The 17,061-nt window shown below is 34.6% G+C and carries 17 protein-coding genes, 1 tRNA gene and 1 riboswitch; of the genes, 1 reads left to right on the forward strand and 17 read right to left on the reverse strand.

The window, feature by feature from the left end; translation table 11 throughout:
* Positions 1-329: 329 nt before the first annotated feature.
* Positions 330-402, forward strand: a tRNA-Thr gene (locus RYL55_RS06245).
* Positions 403-559: 157 nt separating this feature from the next.
* On the opposite strand, the gene pepT is transcribed toward RYL55_RS06245, so the two are convergent.
* The 17 genes from pepT to eno form a co-directional block, all read right to left on the reverse strand.
* The gene (pepT, locus tag RYL55_RS06250; RefSeq protein ID WP_315008109.1) at positions 560-1,792 is read right to left on the reverse strand and encodes a peptidase T; all 1,233 of its coding nucleotides are present in this window, start codon (positions 1,790-1,792) and stop codon (positions 560-562) included.
* Positions 1,792-2,346 carry a transcription termination/antitermination protein NusG gene (nusG, locus tag RYL55_RS06255; RefSeq protein WP_315008110.1) on the reverse strand — a complete coding sequence of 185 codons (555 nt, stop codon included), beginning with the start codon at positions 2,344-2,346 and terminating at the stop codon, positions 1,792-1,794. Before nusG ends, pepT begins: the two co-directional genes overlap by 1 nt.
* A 95-nt stretch (positions 2,347-2,441) precedes the next feature.
* Complete coding sequence (gene secE, locus RYL55_RS06260; protein WP_314078710.1) at positions 2,442-2,612, reverse strand: preprotein translocase subunit SecE; 171 nt, start codon at positions 2,610-2,612, stop codon at positions 2,442-2,444.
* Between the two features lie 19 nt (positions 2,613-2,631).
* Positions 2,632-2,784, reverse strand: a complete 153-nt coding sequence (rpmG, locus tag RYL55_RS06265; protein WP_006703972.1) for a 50S ribosomal protein L33 — start codon at positions 2,782-2,784, stop codon at positions 2,632-2,634.
* Between the two features lie 74 nt (positions 2,785-2,858).
* The gene (locus RYL55_RS06270; protein ID WP_315008111.1) at positions 2,859-3,797 is read right to left on the reverse strand and encodes a 1,4-dihydroxy-2-naphthoate polyprenyltransferase; all 939 of its coding nucleotides are present in this window, start codon (positions 3,795-3,797) and stop codon (positions 2,859-2,861) included.
* Between the two features lies 1 nt (position 3,798).
* Positions 3,799-4,899 carry an FAD:protein FMN transferase gene (locus tag RYL55_RS06275; RefSeq protein ID WP_315008112.1) on the reverse strand — a complete coding sequence of 367 codons (1,101 nt, stop codon included), beginning with the start codon at positions 4,897-4,899 and terminating at the stop codon, positions 3,799-3,801.
* 128 nt (positions 4,900-5,027) lie between these two features.
* Positions 5,028-5,552: an FMN-binding protein gene (locus RYL55_RS06280; protein ID WP_315008113.1), complete on the reverse strand. Its 525-nt coding sequence runs from the start codon at positions 5,550-5,552 to the stop codon at positions 5,028-5,030.
* 178 nt (positions 5,553-5,730) lie between these two features.
* Positions 5,731-6,708, reverse strand: coding sequence for a polyprenyl synthetase family protein (locus tag RYL55_RS06285; protein WP_315008114.1), 978 nt, complete (start codon positions 6,706-6,708; stop codon positions 5,731-5,733).
* 56 nt (positions 6,709-6,764) lie between these two features.
* Positions 6,765-8,681: an NAD(P)/FAD-dependent oxidoreductase gene (locus RYL55_RS06290; protein ID WP_315008115.1), complete on the reverse strand. Its 1,917-nt coding sequence runs from the start codon at positions 8,679-8,681 to the stop codon at positions 6,765-6,767.
* Positions 8,682-8,774: 93 nt separating this feature from the next.
* Complete coding sequence (locus RYL55_RS06295; protein ID WP_315008116.1) at positions 8,775-9,311, reverse strand: Gx transporter family protein; 537 nt, start codon at positions 9,309-9,311, stop codon at positions 8,775-8,777.
* 135 nt (positions 9,312-9,446) lie between these two features.
* Entirely contained in the window at positions 9,447-10,748 is a 1,302-nt protein-coding gene (locus tag RYL55_RS06300; RefSeq protein ID WP_315008117.1) for a peptidoglycan bridge formation glycyltransferase FemA/FemB family protein, read from the reverse strand.
* A 136-nt stretch (positions 10,749-10,884) separates the two neighbouring features.
* Complete coding sequence (gene glnA / locus RYL55_RS06305) at positions 10,885-12,219, reverse strand: type I glutamate--ammonia ligase (protein ID WP_314112531.1); 1,335 nt, start codon at positions 12,217-12,219, stop codon at positions 10,885-10,887.
* Between the two features lie 12 nt (positions 12,220-12,231).
* The gene (locus RYL55_RS06310; RefSeq protein WP_315008118.1) at positions 12,232-12,597 is read right to left on the reverse strand and encodes a MerR family transcriptional regulator; all 366 of its coding nucleotides are present in this window, start codon (positions 12,595-12,597) and stop codon (positions 12,232-12,234) included.
* Between the two features lie 153 nt (positions 12,598-12,750).
* Positions 12,751-13,890, reverse strand: a complete 1,140-nt coding sequence (locus RYL55_RS06315; protein ID WP_315008119.1) for a 5-methyltetrahydropteroyltriglutamate--homocysteine S-methyltransferase — start codon at positions 13,888-13,890, stop codon at positions 12,751-12,753.
* A 175-nt stretch (positions 13,891-14,065) separates the two neighbouring features.
* Entirely contained in the window at positions 14,066-14,617 is a 552-nt protein-coding gene (gene thiT / locus RYL55_RS06320) for an energy-coupled thiamine transporter ThiT (protein WP_314077236.1), read from the reverse strand.
* Between the two features lie 41 nt (positions 14,618-14,658).
* A riboswitch (TPP riboswitch) is annotated at positions 14,659-14,753 on the reverse strand.
* 63 nt (positions 14,754-14,816) lie between these two features.
* Positions 14,817-15,740: a 1-phosphofructokinase gene (pfkB, locus tag RYL55_RS06325; RefSeq protein WP_315008120.1), complete on the reverse strand. Its 924-nt coding sequence runs from the start codon at positions 15,738-15,740 to the stop codon at positions 14,817-14,819.
* A 73-nt stretch (positions 15,741-15,813) separates the two neighbouring features.
* Positions 15,814-17,061 (reverse strand): phosphopyruvate hydratase (eno, locus tag RYL55_RS06330; protein WP_315008121.1); only part of this gene is annotated, 1,248 nt, incomplete at its 5' end.

The raw sequence follows: 17,061 nt of genomic DNA on the forward strand, positions 1-17,061 counted from the left end.
GTCCCTACACATTTGGTTTGTCTTCTTTGTTTAGTTTTCAAAGGTCAACGTCGCTTGGCGCGACAACTCCTATATATTATCATAGGCGTTTTTCTCTGTCAACAAATTTTTTGAATTATTTTTAAAATTTCTTTTTCGCAATCGCTTTAAATGCGAACGTTCGTTAACAGTGTTTATAATTTACCATAGCTGAATTTATTTTTCAAGTCCTTTTTACAACTTTTTTTATATTTTAGCAGATTTTTTGTTGCACTCTGCTAAAAACCTTATTTTAGCGCCTTTTTACTTATTTACTTCTCTCTTTTAGAGGAGTATACTATATTTATCAAGCCGAAATAGCTCAGTTGGTAGAGCAACGCACTCGTAACGCGTAGGTCACAGGTTCGAACCCTGCTTTCGGCATCTTATTTAAATTTTAGTTTTCAGAATGTTGCTATATTAACATTTTACTACTCTAATATTGCTAATATATTACTTAAATTCTAACTTTACGGAACATTTTAGGAACAACTGAATTATATATGAAAGGACCTCAGACTTTTCCATCTGAGGTCTATTTTTATTTCACTATATTTTGAATAATCGTTAATACAACTTCTTTTGCTTTTTCCATGCTTTCTAATGTAACAAATTCATATTGTCCATGTAAATTCTCTGCACCTGTAAATAAGTTTGGCGTTGGAATTCCTTTAAAGGTAATAATACAACCATCTGTACCTCCTCTAAAAGGCTGAATATCTGGTTCGATTCCACATTGACGGTATGCTCCTTTTGCTACTTCGACTGAAGTCATATCTTCTTTTAACACTTCATACATATTAAAGTACTCATCATAAATATGACATTCAATCCTTGGAACATCATAAGTCTCATTTTGTTCTTCTACAATTTTCGCAAAGTTTTTCTTACGTTCTTGGAATTTCTCTATAGAATGATCTCGAATAATATATTCTGCTTCTACCATTCCTATATTTCCTGATTGTTTAGCAAGCATATAAAACCCTTCATACCCACTCGTTCTTTCAGGAACTTCTTGATTCGGTAATTTGGAAAATAGTATAGCTGCTTCTGCAAGTGCATTTACCATAACATCTTTTGCTTGTCCGGGGTGAACGCTTGTTCCATTAATTTTTACCACCGCTCTTGCGGCATTAAACGTTTCATATTCTAATTTTCCGACTACACCACTATCTAATGTATAGGCAAATTGAACTGGCATTCTCTCCGCTTTGAATCGATGGGCGCCTTTTCCAATTTCTTCATCAGGTCCAAACGCTACCCATATATCTCCATGGAGAATCTCAGGATGATCTAGCAAATCAATAGCTGCTTCTAATATTGAAACTAATCCAGCTTTATCATCTGCTCCTAACAATGTTGTCCCATCTGTTGTAATAAGAGTTTGACCGATATAATTTTTCAAGTTAGGAAATTCTTCTACTCGCATCATCAGTCCTAATTCAGCATTCAACAACACATCTTTCCCATCATAATTCAAATGAATTTGTGGTTGAATATTTTCTGCATTAAAATCTGCAGTGTCGACGTGTGCTACAAATCCAATAGCTGGTGCTGTTTTACCCTTAGGCAAATTACTTGGAATACAAGCGACTAAATAGGCATCTTCTAAATCTAAAGAAATATTCGAAAAGCCTAATTCCTTCAATTCCTGTTCTAACATTTGTAGAAAATCTAACTGACTTTTCGTTGTTGGAACTGCAACTGAGTTTAAATCACTTCTTGTATTAATCTTTGCATATCGTACAAAACGATCTAACAAGCTTTCTCGCATTAGTAAGAGTCATCTTCTTTCACTTGGTAGAATTCTAATTCTGCAACAGTTTCACGACCAAACATTTCGATTGTTACTTTAACTTTTTGTTTTTCGTCATCAATTTCTGTCACTTTACCACTCATACCATCAAAGGCACCTTCAGTGATAATGACATAATCTCCAACTTTAGCATGTAAATCTACTGGCGCATGAGTTGGCACTCCTAAGCGTCCTAATAATGTATCCACTTCTTCTGGTAGTAATGGAGATGGTTTTGAAGCTGCTCCGTGAGATCCTACAAATCCTGTAACACCTGGAGTGTTACGCACAACATACCATGCTTGGTCTGACATAATCATTTCTACTAATACATAACCTGGGAAAGTTTTACTTACTGTAACTTTTTCTTTTCCATCTTTTACTTCAACTTCTTCTTCCTCTGGAACAATTACTCGAAAAATATTTTCTTCCATTCCCATTGAACTAATACGTAATTCAATATTTGATTTCACTTTATTTTCATATCCTGAATAAGTATGTAATACATACCATTCTTTTGCTGCATTACTCATCGTAATTCCTCCTAATATTTTTCATACAAAAAAACCTTCTCACTTGAAGGTTTTTGCTTGTTTTTATTATACCACTATTTTATAACTCTTGCGAATTATTTAATGATTAATTTAAATGCATTTGAAATTGCGAAATCCACTACTGTGAAAAATCCTAATGCAAGTAATACTGCCATTACAACTGTTAATGTATATTTATTAACTTCTTTACCAGTTGGCCACGTTACTCTCTTCATTTCTTTAACAACATTTACTAAAAAACGCATTCGAAACTGCTCCTCTCGATTATTTTGTTTCTCGATGTAGTGTTTGTTTATTGCAAAACTTACAGAATTTTTTTAACTCTAAACGTTCAACACGTTTATTTTGCCCTAAAGTAAGTGTGTAGTTTCTTGAACCACATACACTGCATGCCAACGCTGCTTTCTTTTGTGCCATATTTTCACTACTCTCTTTCTTCTACTATATCATATCTATTCAATCATAAAATTCTTAGTACCAAATGTCAAGCTTTAGCGAAAAAATATGACACTAATGACTAATAATAACATTTGCACGACATGAATCATAACCATATTCTTAATGGCTAATACAAATGTTGTTCGTTTCTCTTGTTTTTGAAGGAAGAGTTGAATATTTTTATACACTGGAATACCCACTACTAGAGTTCCTATCATTAAAATTGGTGCGATTTTAAATACAACTGCTAACACCATAGCTATAAAACTAACCAGATAAAGTCCCTTATATAATTTTAATGCTGTTGCTTTTCCAATATAATACACCAATGTATAGCGGTGATTCGTAATATCTGTTTCTAAATCACATAAATTATTACTCAACATAATATTCGCAATCGTACATACTAACGGCAATGAGAGCAATGCTACTTTGAAGTGATCTAATAACGCTAATCGGACAACCAACATTCCTTGATCTAATCCCATCCATGCAAAACTCGCTTCTGGAGAGTTTAAAAAAATCACAATCCAAAAAATCCCAAACCCCATAGTAACTCCAGACAACACTTCCCCTAATGGCATTCTTGAAATCGGAATCGGACCAAAAGTATAAAAAATACCTATCACAAAACAAAGTGCACCGACGAATAATAAAATCATATTCGTTCTCACTACTAAAAAAATCCCAATAATTGTTGCAATACCGACTAGAGCAGCAAATATAATTGTTGTCTGTTTTACTGTTAAAGATGAAGTTCCAATAATATTTTCTTCTTGGCGATATATCTCGTTTTTTGCTTTAACATAATCCATTAAATTATTCATAACGGTCGTAGCCATATCAAAACATACCATTCCAATAAAGAATAACGCCATATTCACGGCATTGAAATTCCTAAATGTCCAAATCGAATACAGTAATCCAACTATAAAAGGAATGACACTCGCAATTTTCGTTCTTAGTTCCACTAATTCAATGATATCTTTCATATTAACGCGACCCTTCCCATGTATATTGCTGATTCGTTAGCTTAAATGTATCCTTAATCGAATTAGATACATAGACTTTCTTATCTTTCGTCATAAATACTGCATCTACATCATCTTTTTGATTCACATATTTCAGCCCTTCTTCTACACCGATTGAAAACATTGAAGTGGACAATGCATCTCCTCGAGTTGAACTTGAGACAATAATTGAAACTCCTGCAATATCATTTTCATATGGGTAGCCTGTTTTTGGATTTAAAATATGATGATACGTCTTCCCGTCAACTTCTAAGTATCTCTCATAAATCCCTGAAGTTACAATGGTCTTTTCCTTTTCTAATATCGTTCCTAATGTTGTCCCACGACTTTCCAACGGATCTTGCAATCCTACATTCCACGCTACACCATCTCGTGCTGGAGAACCACCCATTACGACAATATTTCCACCTAAATCAATAACTGCAGTTGTTACACCTTCTTTTTTAAAGAAATTCCATAATTGATCGGCAATAAAACCTTTCGCAATTCCACCTAAATCTAATAACATTCCTTTTTGAGTTAGAAAGACACTTCTTTCTTCATCATTTAACACAACATTTTTATAATTCACTAATGGCAATGCATCGTCAATTTCTTTTTGGGAAGGTTTTCTAGCATCCGGAAACCCAATTCTCCATAAACTTGTTAGCGGACCTACCGTAATATCAAAACTACCATTAAATTCTTCACTATAAGCGATTCCTTGCTTAATGACATCATACACTTCATCACTGACTGCTACCGCATGGTCTCCTGCCGCTTCATTAATCGCATCTACTTCTGACCCACTCGCATTTACTGTAATTCTAGCTTCTAAATCTTTCACCAATGCGAAAGCACGGGTTAATAAATCTTCAGTATTTGGATGATAGACAGACAATGCTACTGCAGTCCCTAGTAAGAAATCTGTTTTTTTCACAGGAGACTTAATAATTTCTCTAGGTGTTTTTACAGAAGCTGATGAAACAACTTCTGCATCTCGAACTTTCTTTTGCTGACAACTCACTAAGCCAATTGAACTTAAAGCGAGAGTTGCCACTAGCAACCATTTATTGATTTTCATATATTTCTCCTTATTGTTTAAATTCCATTCAAATAGTCTACTAAATTTTTCACAATAACTCAAGCAATACTCCTATTTTTCAATATAAAAAAACCGAGCCTAAGCCCGGTTCCTACTTTCATTTTAAATTAGCCTTGAGGTGCAGCCACTTTAATTTCTTTAGTATCACCTTTTTGAGCTGCTTCAATTAATTTATTAGCATATTCTACAAATGAAGTGTGTGCATTTGTTGCTCCAGAAACTGCTTCAACATCTGATGGAGTTTGTTTTTGTACTAAACCAACATTGTATGCTTTGAAGTATTCAGCTGGTCCAACTTTAACTTTATCTTTCATTTGTTTTTCATAAGCTTCATCTTCTGATTTACGTTTGCCATCTTTATTTAAGTTATCATAATCTGAAGATGTAATTTTTCCGCCTTCAACTACGATTGTAAACTCTACATGCCAACCACGTTTGTCAGTTTCAGATACTAATTTGTAAGTACCGTCTTTTAATTCTCCTGAAGCAGTAGATTTTGCTGCTTGAGTAGTTGCTGCTGTTGTAGTTGCAGTCGATGAAGTCGTTGATTTAGAACCTCCACCACATGCAGTTAATACAACTACTGATGATAATAAAACAGCTGCTGTTGCTAATGATTTTTTGATTGTCATTTTATCCATCCTTTTCTCTTTATTTGTACTATTATATCATGTTTTCATAATTCTTTGCAAATTCAAATCAAAATGAACGATTTATCGGGGATACTCTCTACATAACTCTTTTTAAAAAGCTATTCTAAGATAAAAATCCAACCAATAATGATTCTTTTACTCAGAATTTATTTCTCAATTACATAGTACGTTCTAATAATTGTTTTGTTAATTGAGTTAACGTTGCCTTCATATCACTTTCTGGTAAACGCTCAATCTGAGATAACGCTTGCTTCGTATATTGCTGGGCTAATTGTTGTGCTTTTTGCAAGCCTCCAGAATCCTGTACTAATCTTCTTAGTAATAATCGTTCTTGCTCAGAGATTTCTTGCTTCTTTTCTAGTAAAGGAATCATTTTATCAGACTCTTTTTCCATCGCATAAATTAATGGTGCTGTATAAATTCCTTGCGCAACATCTTCTAAAACAGGTTTTCCAAACTCTTGAGAAGTCACTTGATAATCTAAAATATCATCTAAAATTTGAAACGCCATTCCAATTTGTTGACCAATTTTCTTTGCTCTAAGAGCATCATCCATTTGTCCTAATTTTGCTCCCATATAACAGCTAACCATGAATAATTGAGCTGTTTTCCCTTCGATTCGTTTCAAATACTCTTGTAGCCCTAAATCATAGCGATAACGATTTCGCATTTGTGCTAATTCACCCTCAACTACTCGTGCCATTCCATTGGTTGGAAGTGAAATTCCTTCTAAATCAGGTAAATGAGTAGAAAGAAGTTGATAGCAACTCGTTAAAACAAAATCTCCAGCATAAATCGCTACACGATTTCCATATCGAGCATTCAGCGTTTCCCGCCCTCTTCTCATATCTGCTTCATCAATGACATCATCATGGAGTAAAGTTGCTACATGTAGTAATTCTAAAGCCGCTGCAACAGATCTTACTTGTTGCTGATTCCCATTATTACTCCAGTTAGCAAATAATGTTAGATAAGCGGGACGAATCATTTTCCCGCCTTGCTGTAACATCTCTACAATCGCTTGGTGAATATCTTCATCTTCCATTTCAACACTATTTAACATTAACTGACGAATGGCTAATAATTCTTGTTTTAAAAACGGGTATTCATTCCACATTGAATGAATCATTTCCATAATTTTTTCTCCAATCACTATAGACAAAAAGTCGGCGAAGCCGACTTTTATCTTATTTAACGTTCTTGTTTATCTGCACCGAAACCATAAATATGTTTCGAAGTTCCATACCACCATTTACCAGCAGTTTTTTGGAACCATGGAATGAAGTAGTAATCTAAGCCAAATGCACGTCCTGATCCGTTCATTAAAGCAATTGCTGCTGGGATAAACCACATATTTACCCAGTAGAACATACCTGACAATACAAATGTTGTTACTAATCCAACTGTTACTGCATTAACAATCCATGTTAAGAATCCAGCCATAATTGCTAAACCAATGGCTAATTCTACAAATGACATAATTGTTTGCATTACATGTGCTACTTCCACATTTGGAATCATGATTTGCATAATTGAAGCAAACCAGTCTGGCATTTTATCTAATACCATCATTGGTTGTTCACCATATGAATAGTTAAATCCAAATGAAGTCGCTACTTCTGCTACTGTTTGAGTAGCTGCTCCACTTGCTGCTGCAACTGTTTCAGCAGCTCCGCTTGCTGCACTTGTTGGTTCAACTAACCAAGGGAATGGGAATGCTAAATGCGTTCCATCAATCCAGCTATGCGCACCCCAAAGACCAAAGATTTTCTTCAATCCTTCAATTGTCCACATACCACCATAGAATAAACGTAATGGTAATGCCCAAAGAACATTTCCGTAACGAGATAAGTGTCCACGGAAGATATTACGACGATCTTTAATGTGGAAGAATTCATGGAATACATATTGAATCGCATAATATAATGAGAAGATTTCTAAGAAGTATTTGATATTTACTAAATGTTTCATCAACATTGCAAAGAAACCACTTAGGTGATATTTGCCCATTAAGAAAGCTACACCATAATGCGATCCAATTGAAACCATAAATCCATCGTATTTTCCTTTATAAGCAACTTTTGCATCATTTTCTACATCTGCAATAATATTTTTCGCTGCAGTATGTCCAGTTTGTTCAGCTGCTTGAACAATTTGTGGAGTTGGACAATTTTCTTTGTCAGGTTCTTCATAATAAGCTAAGTCCCCGATTGCATAAATGTTTTCTTCTCCATCTACTTGCATGAACTCATTTACGACTAAACGACCTGCACGAGCAGATTTGAATCCGAACACTTCAGATTCAGTATTCGCTTTAACACCAGCTGTCCAGAATAATGAGTAAGTTGGAATGACAGTACCGTCTACTAAACGAATACTATTTTCTTTTACTTCTTCAATTCCGTTTCCTTTAATCACTTTAATGTCACGGCTAGTCATAAATTTCTCAGCTTTAGCAGCATCTTTTTCATCTAACATATTTAAAATCGTTGGAACTGCTTCAACAATGTATAGAGAAAATTCACTTTCATCTAAGTTGTATTGCTTTGCTAATACTGGAATCCAGTCCATAATTTCACCGACTAATTCTACCCCAGTAAATCCAGCACCACATACTGTAAATGTTAATAAAGCACGGCGTTTGGGAGTTACATGCTCTTTAGCTGCACGCTCTACACAACGAATAATATGTTCGCGCATTTTAATCGCATCTTCCATTGACCATAATGTAAATCCGTGTTCTTTCACACCTTGTACACCAAAGTCATTTGCTTCTCCACCCATACCGATTACTAAATAGTCATATTGGAAAGATTTATACGTTGTTGTGACAACTTTTTTAGTTTTATCTAAACTTACTACCTTGTCTGTTACTAATTGAACATTTTTTGAACGTGCAAATAATTTTTGTAAATCATATTGAATTGCTTCTGGTTCTACACGACCTCCAGCTACTTCATGTAACTCCGTCATGTATGTTAAATATGGATGTTTGTCAATTAATGTAATTGTAACATCTTTATCTTTTCTGAAATGACGTGATAATTTCTTCGTTGCTGCTACTCCTGCAAATCCTGCACCGATAACAACAATATTTGTTTTCGTCATTAGAAATCCCCTCTCATTTTATAATTTTTTCACTTAAGCATTATAGTATAAAAATAGCATTTTGTCTAATTGTTTTTTAACCTTTTCATAAAGTTACATTTCTTGTTTTTCACGATATGCTTTTAATATCTTCACATGATTTAAACCATAATTTGCAGAAATTCCAATCGCAATTCCTGCGAAAATTCCCACAATCGACATGGCTGGTAAATACAATAGAACTGTCCAAGATTTAGCAATAAAACTGGCAATGACTAACTGCCCAAAATTATGTAAAATTCCTCCCGTTGCACTCACACCAATTAAACTGACACGTTTCGGTCCTAATTGTTTAACGAGCAACATTCCTAGCAAACTAAACGCCGCTCCTGCACTACTGTACAATAAAGTAGAAAAAGTTCCACCTAACAAAGCAGTTAACAATGTTCTGAGTAGTACTACTAACACCACTTCTTGTAAGGATAATGTATATAAACCGATGACCGTAATAATATTGGCAACTCCTAATTTAGCTCCCGGAGCAAACGCAAAAGGAAAAGGAATCGCTTGTTCTAGTAAACTCAAAATAATGCCTTGAGCTGTTAATAACGAAATAAATAACATTTTTTTCAACGTTAGATTTTGTGTCATTTATCTACCTACTCTCTTCAAACTTGTCTTATAATTGTACCATAATTCTCAAAAATCTTAAAAAGATATCAAAAAAGCAAATATAAAAAGACCCCAAAAGCAACTTTTATTCTTACTTTCAGGGCAGTACGCCATTTACGAACGGCGCATTAATAGTTTTCTTTTCCATTCCATTACTTTTGGTGCAACATCTTGAAACATTGTAAACCAGAAACGATTAATCGGTAAATCAAACTCTCCAATATACTCCACTAAAATTGGGTCAAAAGATTGTTTAAACTTAGTAATGCCTGTATGATCTTCTGCATTACTTGAAACTCCAAACATATCATAATGACGAATACCTTTTTCATCATACAATTGTTGCATAATCCATGTTTGTAAAGCTTTATTTGCATTTAAGCCTGCATCATCTGTAATATTCGCTCCGTATAAATAATACGCCGTTTCTTTATACGTTGCGACAAATGCTCCACTTAAAACTTTTCCATTTGGATATTCTTTACACAGTGCTTCTAACTCAATCATTTCTTGCTCATATTTTTCAATATTTTTTAACAAGCTTTCTCTTTGATTCAATAAGTTTGTCTTCTTTCTCTCATTTTGAGTACTTTCAACTTGTGAAACAATTTTTTCTACCTCTGCTTTGGCTTGGTGAATTCTATTTTCTGTTGATTCTTTTGCGACATGATAATCAATTTTTGCAAAATATAAATCCATCATATCGTGAGCATGTAATGTTTCATAAATGGTTGTTAAATACTCTTTACTTCTGGCAATATATTGATCCCGCTCAGCAGTAATACGATTTAACACTTCATAATCATCAATATCCTCGATAGTTCCTTTATAACAAACAACTCCACGTTTTTGTGCCATTGTAACTTTATATCTTTCTTTAGAAGAGAAAGTATCTAAAATTCCTTTTCCTTTATCTTCTAATTCAACAATCATCGTCATTCTTGGTTGAATACCGTCAAATCCTAAATCTAGTGGTTGACTTACAAATCCTGACTCTAACAATAATTGACGAATGGATTCTTGATTGATGCCCTCTTCTACAATCGAAAAGTCATTCAATCGTTCTCTCCACATAATTTCAGGGTCAATTTTCAACCCAAATACTCGTTTTTGTTTTAAATGAGCTTTCAAAGCTTCAATCACTTCTTTAAATTGTTCTGCATCATGATAATCCGTCACAATCCCTCTAGGAGCATACGCTAAATATCTTTTCACTACAGGAAGGGCGCGATATAAAATCATAGTCGCTGCAACTGGTTCATCTTGATCATTCATTACAAAAAAAATATCATTACTCCATTCTCCTCTTGTTTTCACTTCTCCCCATTCCGGAGTTTGAAAAAGAGTACAGTTTCCTTGAGTTTGTAAAAACTCATGATATTCTGCAATAGAATTTCTCATATCTTTAATATACATCTCTAACTTCCTCTCAACTATTGTCATTAAACAGTATGACACTTCTCCAATGGATTGTCAAAAAATGTTAGAGATTGATGTTGTTCATATAATTTTCATACAAAAAACCGAGCTTTCGCTCGGCTTCTCATCTATCTTAAAATAGTTTTAAATATTGATCTAATTCCCATTGTGTGACTTGCGAACGATACGCTGCCCATTCAAATTTCTTCGCTTCCACAAAGTTACTGTAAATATGTCCACCTAATGCATCTTTTACAACAGTGTCAGTTTTCAAGCAATCAATCGCTTCTGCTAAACTACTTGGAAGATCATCAATTCCTACTTCTTTTCTCTCTGCTGTTGACATTGCATAAATATTGCGATCAACTGGAGCTGGAACTGGTAATTTTTCACGAATTCCTTCTAAACCAGCACGTAAAATAGCTGCCATTGCTAAATAAGGATTTGCTGCTGGATCCACACTTCTTAATTCGATACGAGTAGAAAGTCCTCTCGCTTCAGGAATACGAATTAATGGCGAACGGTTTTGAGCTGACCATGCAATATATACAGGCGCTTCATATCCAGGTACTAAACGTTTATAAGAGTTGACTGTAGGGTTACAAATCGCTGTTAAAGCTTTCGCATGTTTCATAACTCCAGCAATGAAATAACGACAAGTATCACTTAGTCCATGTTCATCTGTTGGGTCATAAAATGCATTATTTCCTTCTTTATCAAATAATGATAAGTTGAAATGCATTCCACTTCCGGCAATCCCAAATACTGGTTTTGGCATAAAGGTTGCATGCAATCCATGTTTACGAGCAATCGTTTTAACAACTAATTTAAAAGTTTGAATATTATCGCACGCTGCTACAGCTGGTGCATATTTCCAGTCAATTTCATGTTGACCTGGTGCTACTTCATGGTGACTGGCTTCAATATCGAACCCAATCTTTTCTAATTCTAGTACGATTTCACGACGACATTCTTCTCCTAAATCGACTGGAGCTAAATCGAAGTAACTTCCTTGGTCGTTTCCTTCAAGCGTTGGTTCTCCTTTTTCATCTAATTTGAATAAAAAGAACTCTGGCTCTGGTCCTAAGTTAAAATTAGAAAATCCTAAATCTTCCATTTCTTCTAAAATACGTTTTAAGTTTGAACGTGGATCTCCTGCAAATGGTGTTCCATCTGGTTTGTATACATCACAAATTAAGCGCGCGATTGTTCCGTGTTTACTACTCCAAGGAAATACCACCCATGTATCTAAATCTGGATATAAATACATATCACTTTCTTCGATACGAACAAAACCTTCAATGGATGAACCATCGAACATCATTTTATTCGATAATACTTTTTTTAATTGAGTAATTGGCACTTCCACATTTTTAATCGTTCCTAAAATATCCGTAAAAATCAAACGTAAATAACGAACGTCCATTTCCTCAACTTGTTTTAAAATTTCTTCTTGTGTGATTGTCATTTTTCTCCACCCCTATAGTAATTTTTCTTGTCCGGATAATCTTCCAATATGCATAATTTCGTTATACAAAATTCGTCGAACATCTTCATCCGTTAATCCATCATTTGTCGTTGGTTTTTCTAACGGGTTCTTTTTCACATTCGAATAAATTTTTTGAATCGCAACAATGGTTAATCCATCCGCCAAGTAGTCTTTGATTTCTAATAATCGATCTACATCATTTAACGAATACATTCTACGATTAGTGTCTGAACGTTCCGGTGTAATTAAACGTTGTTCTTCATAGTAACGAATTTGTCTTGCTGTTAAATCCGTTAATTTCATGACTGTTCCTATTGGAAATACTGCTAAAGAACGTCGTAATTCTTTTTCTCCCATCGTCAAACACCTCTCTTATCCTGTATGATAGCTGTATTGTAAAAATAACTGACATAAATGTCAAGGATTCTCTTACTTTTTATGTTATATTTTCTCACATGATTTTCTTTTCAACAAAAAAGGCTAGGTTTCCCCAGCCTATCTCTTTTGTTATTAATTTTCAGTTCCCCAAACTTCTTCGGCAACTTCTTTAATTAATGCTAATTTCGCCCATTGTTGTTCTTCTGTTAAAATATTTCCTTCTTCAGTTGAAGCAAATCCACATTGAGTACTTAATGATAATCTGTCTAACGGAATATATTGGCTTGCTTCTTTAATACGAGAGATTAATTCTTCCTTACTTTCTAGTTCTCCAAATTTTGAAGTTACTAGACCTAAAACAACTTGTTTATCACCAGAAACTTTCGCTAATGGAGTGAAGTCCCCAGCACGATCTGTATCAAATTCTAAGTAATAAGCATTCACTTCTTCTTGCTCGAATAATTCTTCGGCAACTGATGCATAACCACCACTTGCAGCCCAAGTAGAATGGAAGTTCCCACGACATACGTGAGTATTTACAACTAATTCTTCTGGAACATTTTTATAAACAGCATTATTTAAACGTAGAAATGTTGCTGCTAATTCACGTCTGACTTCTTCTTTATCACGACCTTGTCCCCAAAGTGTTAAGAAGTTATCATCTACTAAAATACCCCATGTACAATCATCGACTTGTAAGGTACGTAATCCTTCATCAAATAATTGTTGAATCACTTCTAAATAAGCTTTTGAAATATCTGCTACCACATCATCAAAATTTGAATATACACTATTCAATTGTTCCACATGTTCTTCATCACGAATTAATTCAAAATATAATTGAGATGGTGATGGAATTGTAATACGAGCCTCCACTTCATTATTATCGGCTACTAAATCTCTTAAAAATGTATAGTGAGCTACAAATGGATGATTACGTCCATGAATCGTTCCTACTACAGTTGCAGAGTCCGGTTTTGTCACTTCATCATGGAATTGGTATCCTGTTTTGGCTTGAACTCGTTTAATTCCTCCTAATCCCCAGAAGAAATCTAAATGCCAATAAGCACGACGGAATTCCCCATCTGTAATTCCTTTATATCCTGCTGCAATTTCTTTTTTTACTAAATCACGAATTGCTGCATCTTCAAAGTTTTTTAATTCTTGGTAACTAAAGTTTCCTTTTTCATACTCTTCGCGAGCTTGTTTTAAATTTTCTGGTCTTAAGAAACTTCCTACTGTATCAAATCTAAATGGTGCATGTTTTGTCATATGTATTACCTCTCTTCTCTAACTAACGTAATTACATTGTAACTGACTACCCCGTTATTGTCACATACTAATTTACTATATTTAAATATAGTTTAAAGCTATATACTTCCACAAAAAAACTCCTATAGAATCCTGTAATCTATAAGAGTTTCTCTGAATATAAATGTTATATAGCTTATTTTCCTTTATAAATTCTTGGATATTTCAACAATAAAATTGCTACCACAATTGTTACTACTAAAGTTTGTAATCCAGCAATTCCGTTAACTGTAAATGAATACCAATATGGTGATACTCCTTCTGGTGCATATTTACCCCAGAATAAAAATCCTGCAACAAAATGCCAGAAATAGCGAATTCCTACACCAATGAATGATGAAATGATAATATAAACAATTGCTAAAGATTGTTTTTCATTACGTATAGCAGATTGGAATTGATGATGTAATAATCCAGCAAATCCCATTACTCCAAATGCGATAATATACTCTATAATCACTTGAGAAAATGATAAGTACGCTACTTTCCCAAGTACAAAATGTAAGATTCCCCACACTAAACCTGAAAATAACGCTGGATACAACCCTCTACGTAAAGCAAACACCACTAAAACAATTGCACCAAATGATGGAGAAAACCATCCCATAAAATGAGGAATGAATGATAACGCCATCGCTAAAGCAGCGACAATTGCACCTTCTATCCACGCAATTCTTTTAATTGACATAAAAAAGCCTCCTTGTTTTTTTACAAAGAGACCCAATTGCAGACAATTATTCATACAATCCCTACGCACGTATTAACGTAACAGGTTCTAAGAGTTTGTGAACACATCTCAGCCAATGGCACCTCTTTGTATTTTTTAGAATGAAATCAGTATACTCCCTTTTTCACTTTTTTTCAACTCATTTTTTCATTTTCAGAACCTAATGTTGAATTTTTCTTATTTCAATTTTTGATAATAATGTATTGATGATCGTTTTTGTTGCAATCCCTATTGAAAAAGCTGTTGCACTTCCAGCAGCTGCTCCTTGTTTTAGACTCTCCTTATAATCACTTGTTTCAATAAATTTCGCCATAAAAGCAGCTAGCATCGAATCTCCTGCTCCTACTGAATTAATCAACTTTCCTGTTGGAACATTCGAAGCAAATACTTCCCCTGTTTCACTAACTAAAAATGCTCCTTCACTCCCACAAGACACTAACACATTACAAGCACCTTTTTTCTGTAATTGAAATGCATAATAAATGATTTTGTCTTGAGTCTTAATATTCACTCCAAATAATTCTTCTAATTCATGTTGGTTCGGCTTAATCATAAATGGTTGATAAGGTAAACAGGCTAACAATGAAGTTTTTGTTGTATCTAGCACTAACTTTACCCCTCTTGTATGACAAAGCTTTGCAATTTCAACATAAGACGTCTCATCTAGTCCTGGCGCAGCATTTCCCGCTAAAAATACAATATCCTCTTCTTGTAAATGATCTTCCAAATATCTCACTAGTTGTTGAAATTTTTCAACATTTACAGTAGCACCAGCTGCATTGATTTCAGTCTCGACTTCTCCTTTTACTTTAACATTAATCCTTGTAGTTCCATCTACAGAAATAAAGTGAGTTATAACACCTTCTTTTTCAAGAAATTCTTCAATAAACTTCCCTGTAAATCCTCCAAGAAATCCTGTAGCAATATTATCAACCCCTAGGCGTTTTAATACAACCGATATATTAATCCCTTTACCACCTGCTACATATTCCTCACTCATTGATCGATTCAAGGTTCCTAATTGACAATTTGGAACTTGAATAACTAAATCTACCGCTGGATTAAACGTAATGGTGTATATCATGTTTGCACCCCTTTCTAATATAAAAAATAGGGCTAGCAAAATGCTAGCCCTCTAAAAACATCCTAAAATGTGATTATTTTTTTAAGTTGTAGAATGCTGAAAGACCTTGGTAAACAGCTAAGTCACCTAATTGATCTTCAATACGTAATAATTGGTTGTATTTAGCAATACGGTCTGTACGGCTTAATGAACCAGTTTTGATTTGTCCAGCATTTGTAGCAACTGCGATATCAGCAATTGTTGAATCTTCAGTTTCACCTGAACGGTGTGATACAACTGCAGTATATCCAGCTTTTTGAGCCATTTCAATTGCGTTGAATGTTTCAGTTAAAGTACCAATTTGGTTAACTTTGATTAAGATTGAGTTTGCAACACCTTGTGCAATACCACGAGATAAAATTTCAGTATTAGTTACGAATAAATCGTCACCTACTAATTGAACTTTACCACCTAAGCGTTCAGTTAATAATTTCCATCCATCCCAGTCATTTTCGTCACAGCCATCTTCGATTGTGATGATTGGGTATTTCTCAACTAATTCAGCTAAGTATTCTACTTGTTGTTCTGGAGTACGTTTAGCACCTTTTTCACCTTCGAAGATTGTGTAGTCATATACGCCATCTTTGAAGAATTCTGATGAAGCACAGTCAAATCCTAAGAATACATCTTTACCTGGTTCTAAACCAACTTTTTTAATAGCAGCTAAGATTGTTTCTACAGCATCTTCAGTACCTTCAAATGTTGGAGCGAAACCACCTTCGTCACCTACAGCAGTTACTAAACCACGGTCGTGTAAAATAGCTTTTAATGCATGGAATACTTCAGCACCCCAACGTAAAGCTTCTTTGAATGTTGGTGCACCAACTGGTAAAATCATGAACTCTTGGAATGCGATTGGAGCATCTGAGTGAGATCCACCGTTAACGATGTTCATCATTGGTGTTGGTAATACTTTAGTGTTGAATCCACCTAAGTATTGGTATAATGGTTGATCTAAGTAATCAGCAGCCGCACGAGCAACAGCGATAGATACGCCTAAAATTGCGTTAGCTCCTAATTTACCTTTGTTTGGAGTTCCATCTAATTCGATCATTAATTTGTCAATCGCCATTTGTTCGCGAACGTCAAAACCGATGATTGCTTCAGCAATAATGTTGTTTACATTATCAACAGCTTTTTGAACTCCTTTTCCTAAGTAACGAGATTTGTCGCCATCACGTAATTCAACTGCTTCGTATTCACCAGTAGAAGCTCCTGAAGGAACCATACCGCGTCCGAACGCTCCGCTTTCTGTGTAAACTTCAACTTCGATAGTTGGGTT

It is taken from the genome of uncultured Granulicatella sp., from assembly GCF_963515615.1.
GTDB lineage: Bacteria > Bacillota > Bacilli > Lactobacillales > Aerococcaceae > Granulicatella.

Coding starts and splice junctions, on each gene's coding strand:
- RYL55_RS06270 (WP_315008111.1), bottom strand. CDS start 3,797: ATGAAAGATATCATTGAATTAGTGGAACTAAGAACGAAAATTGCGAGT.
- RYL55_RS06285 (WP_315008114.1), bottom strand. CDS start 6,708: ATGGAAATGATTCATTCAATGTGGAATGAATACCCGTTTTTAAAACAA.
- nusG (WP_315008110.1), bottom strand. CDS start 2,346: ATGAGTAATGCAGCAAAAGAATGGTATGTATTACATACTTATTCAGGA.
- RYL55_RS06310 (WP_315008118.1), bottom strand. CDS start 12,597: ATGGGAGAAAAAGAATTACGACGTTCTTTAGCAGTATTTCCAATAGGA.
- secE (WP_314078710.1), bottom strand. CDS start 2,612: ATGCGTTTTTTAGTAAATGTTGTTAAAGAAATGAAGAGAGTAACGTGG.
- RYL55_RS06295 (WP_315008116.1), bottom strand. CDS start 9,311: ATGACACAAAATCTAACGTTGAAAAAAATGTTATTTATTTCGTTATTA.
- pepT (WP_315008109.1), bottom strand. CDS start 1,792: ATGCGAGAAAGCTTGTTAGATCGTTTTGTACGATATGCAAAGATTAAT.
- glnA (WP_314112531.1), bottom strand. CDS start 12,219: ATGACAATCACACAAGAAGAAATTTTAAAACAAGTTGAGGAAATGGAC.
- pfkB (WP_315008120.1), bottom strand. CDS start 15,740: ATGATATACACCATTACGTTTAATCCAGCGGTAGATTTAGTTATTCAA.
- thiT (WP_314077236.1), bottom strand. CDS start 14,617: ATGTCAATTAAAAGAATTGCGTGGATAGAAGGTGCAATTGTCGCTGCT.
- RYL55_RS06290 (WP_315008115.1), bottom strand. CDS start 8,681: ATGACGAAAACAAATATTGTTGTTATCGGTGCAGGATTTGCAGGAGTA.
- RYL55_RS06280 (WP_315008113.1), bottom strand. CDS start 5,552: ATGACAATCAAAAAATCATTAGCAACAGCAGCTGTTTTATTATCATCA.
- rpmG (WP_006703972.1), bottom strand. CDS start 2,784: ATGGCACAAAAGAAAGCAGCGTTGGCATGCAGTGTATGTGGTTCAAGA.
- RYL55_RS06315 (WP_315008119.1), bottom strand. CDS start 13,890: ATGACAAAACATGCACCATTTAGATTTGATACAGTAGGAAGTTTCTTA.
- RYL55_RS06300 (WP_315008117.1), bottom strand. CDS start 10,748: ATGTATATTAAAGATATGAGAAATTCTATTGCAGAATATCATGAGTTT.
- RYL55_RS06275 (WP_315008112.1), bottom strand. CDS start 4,899: ATGAAAATCAATAAATGGTTGCTAGTGGCAACTCTCGCTTTAAGTTCA.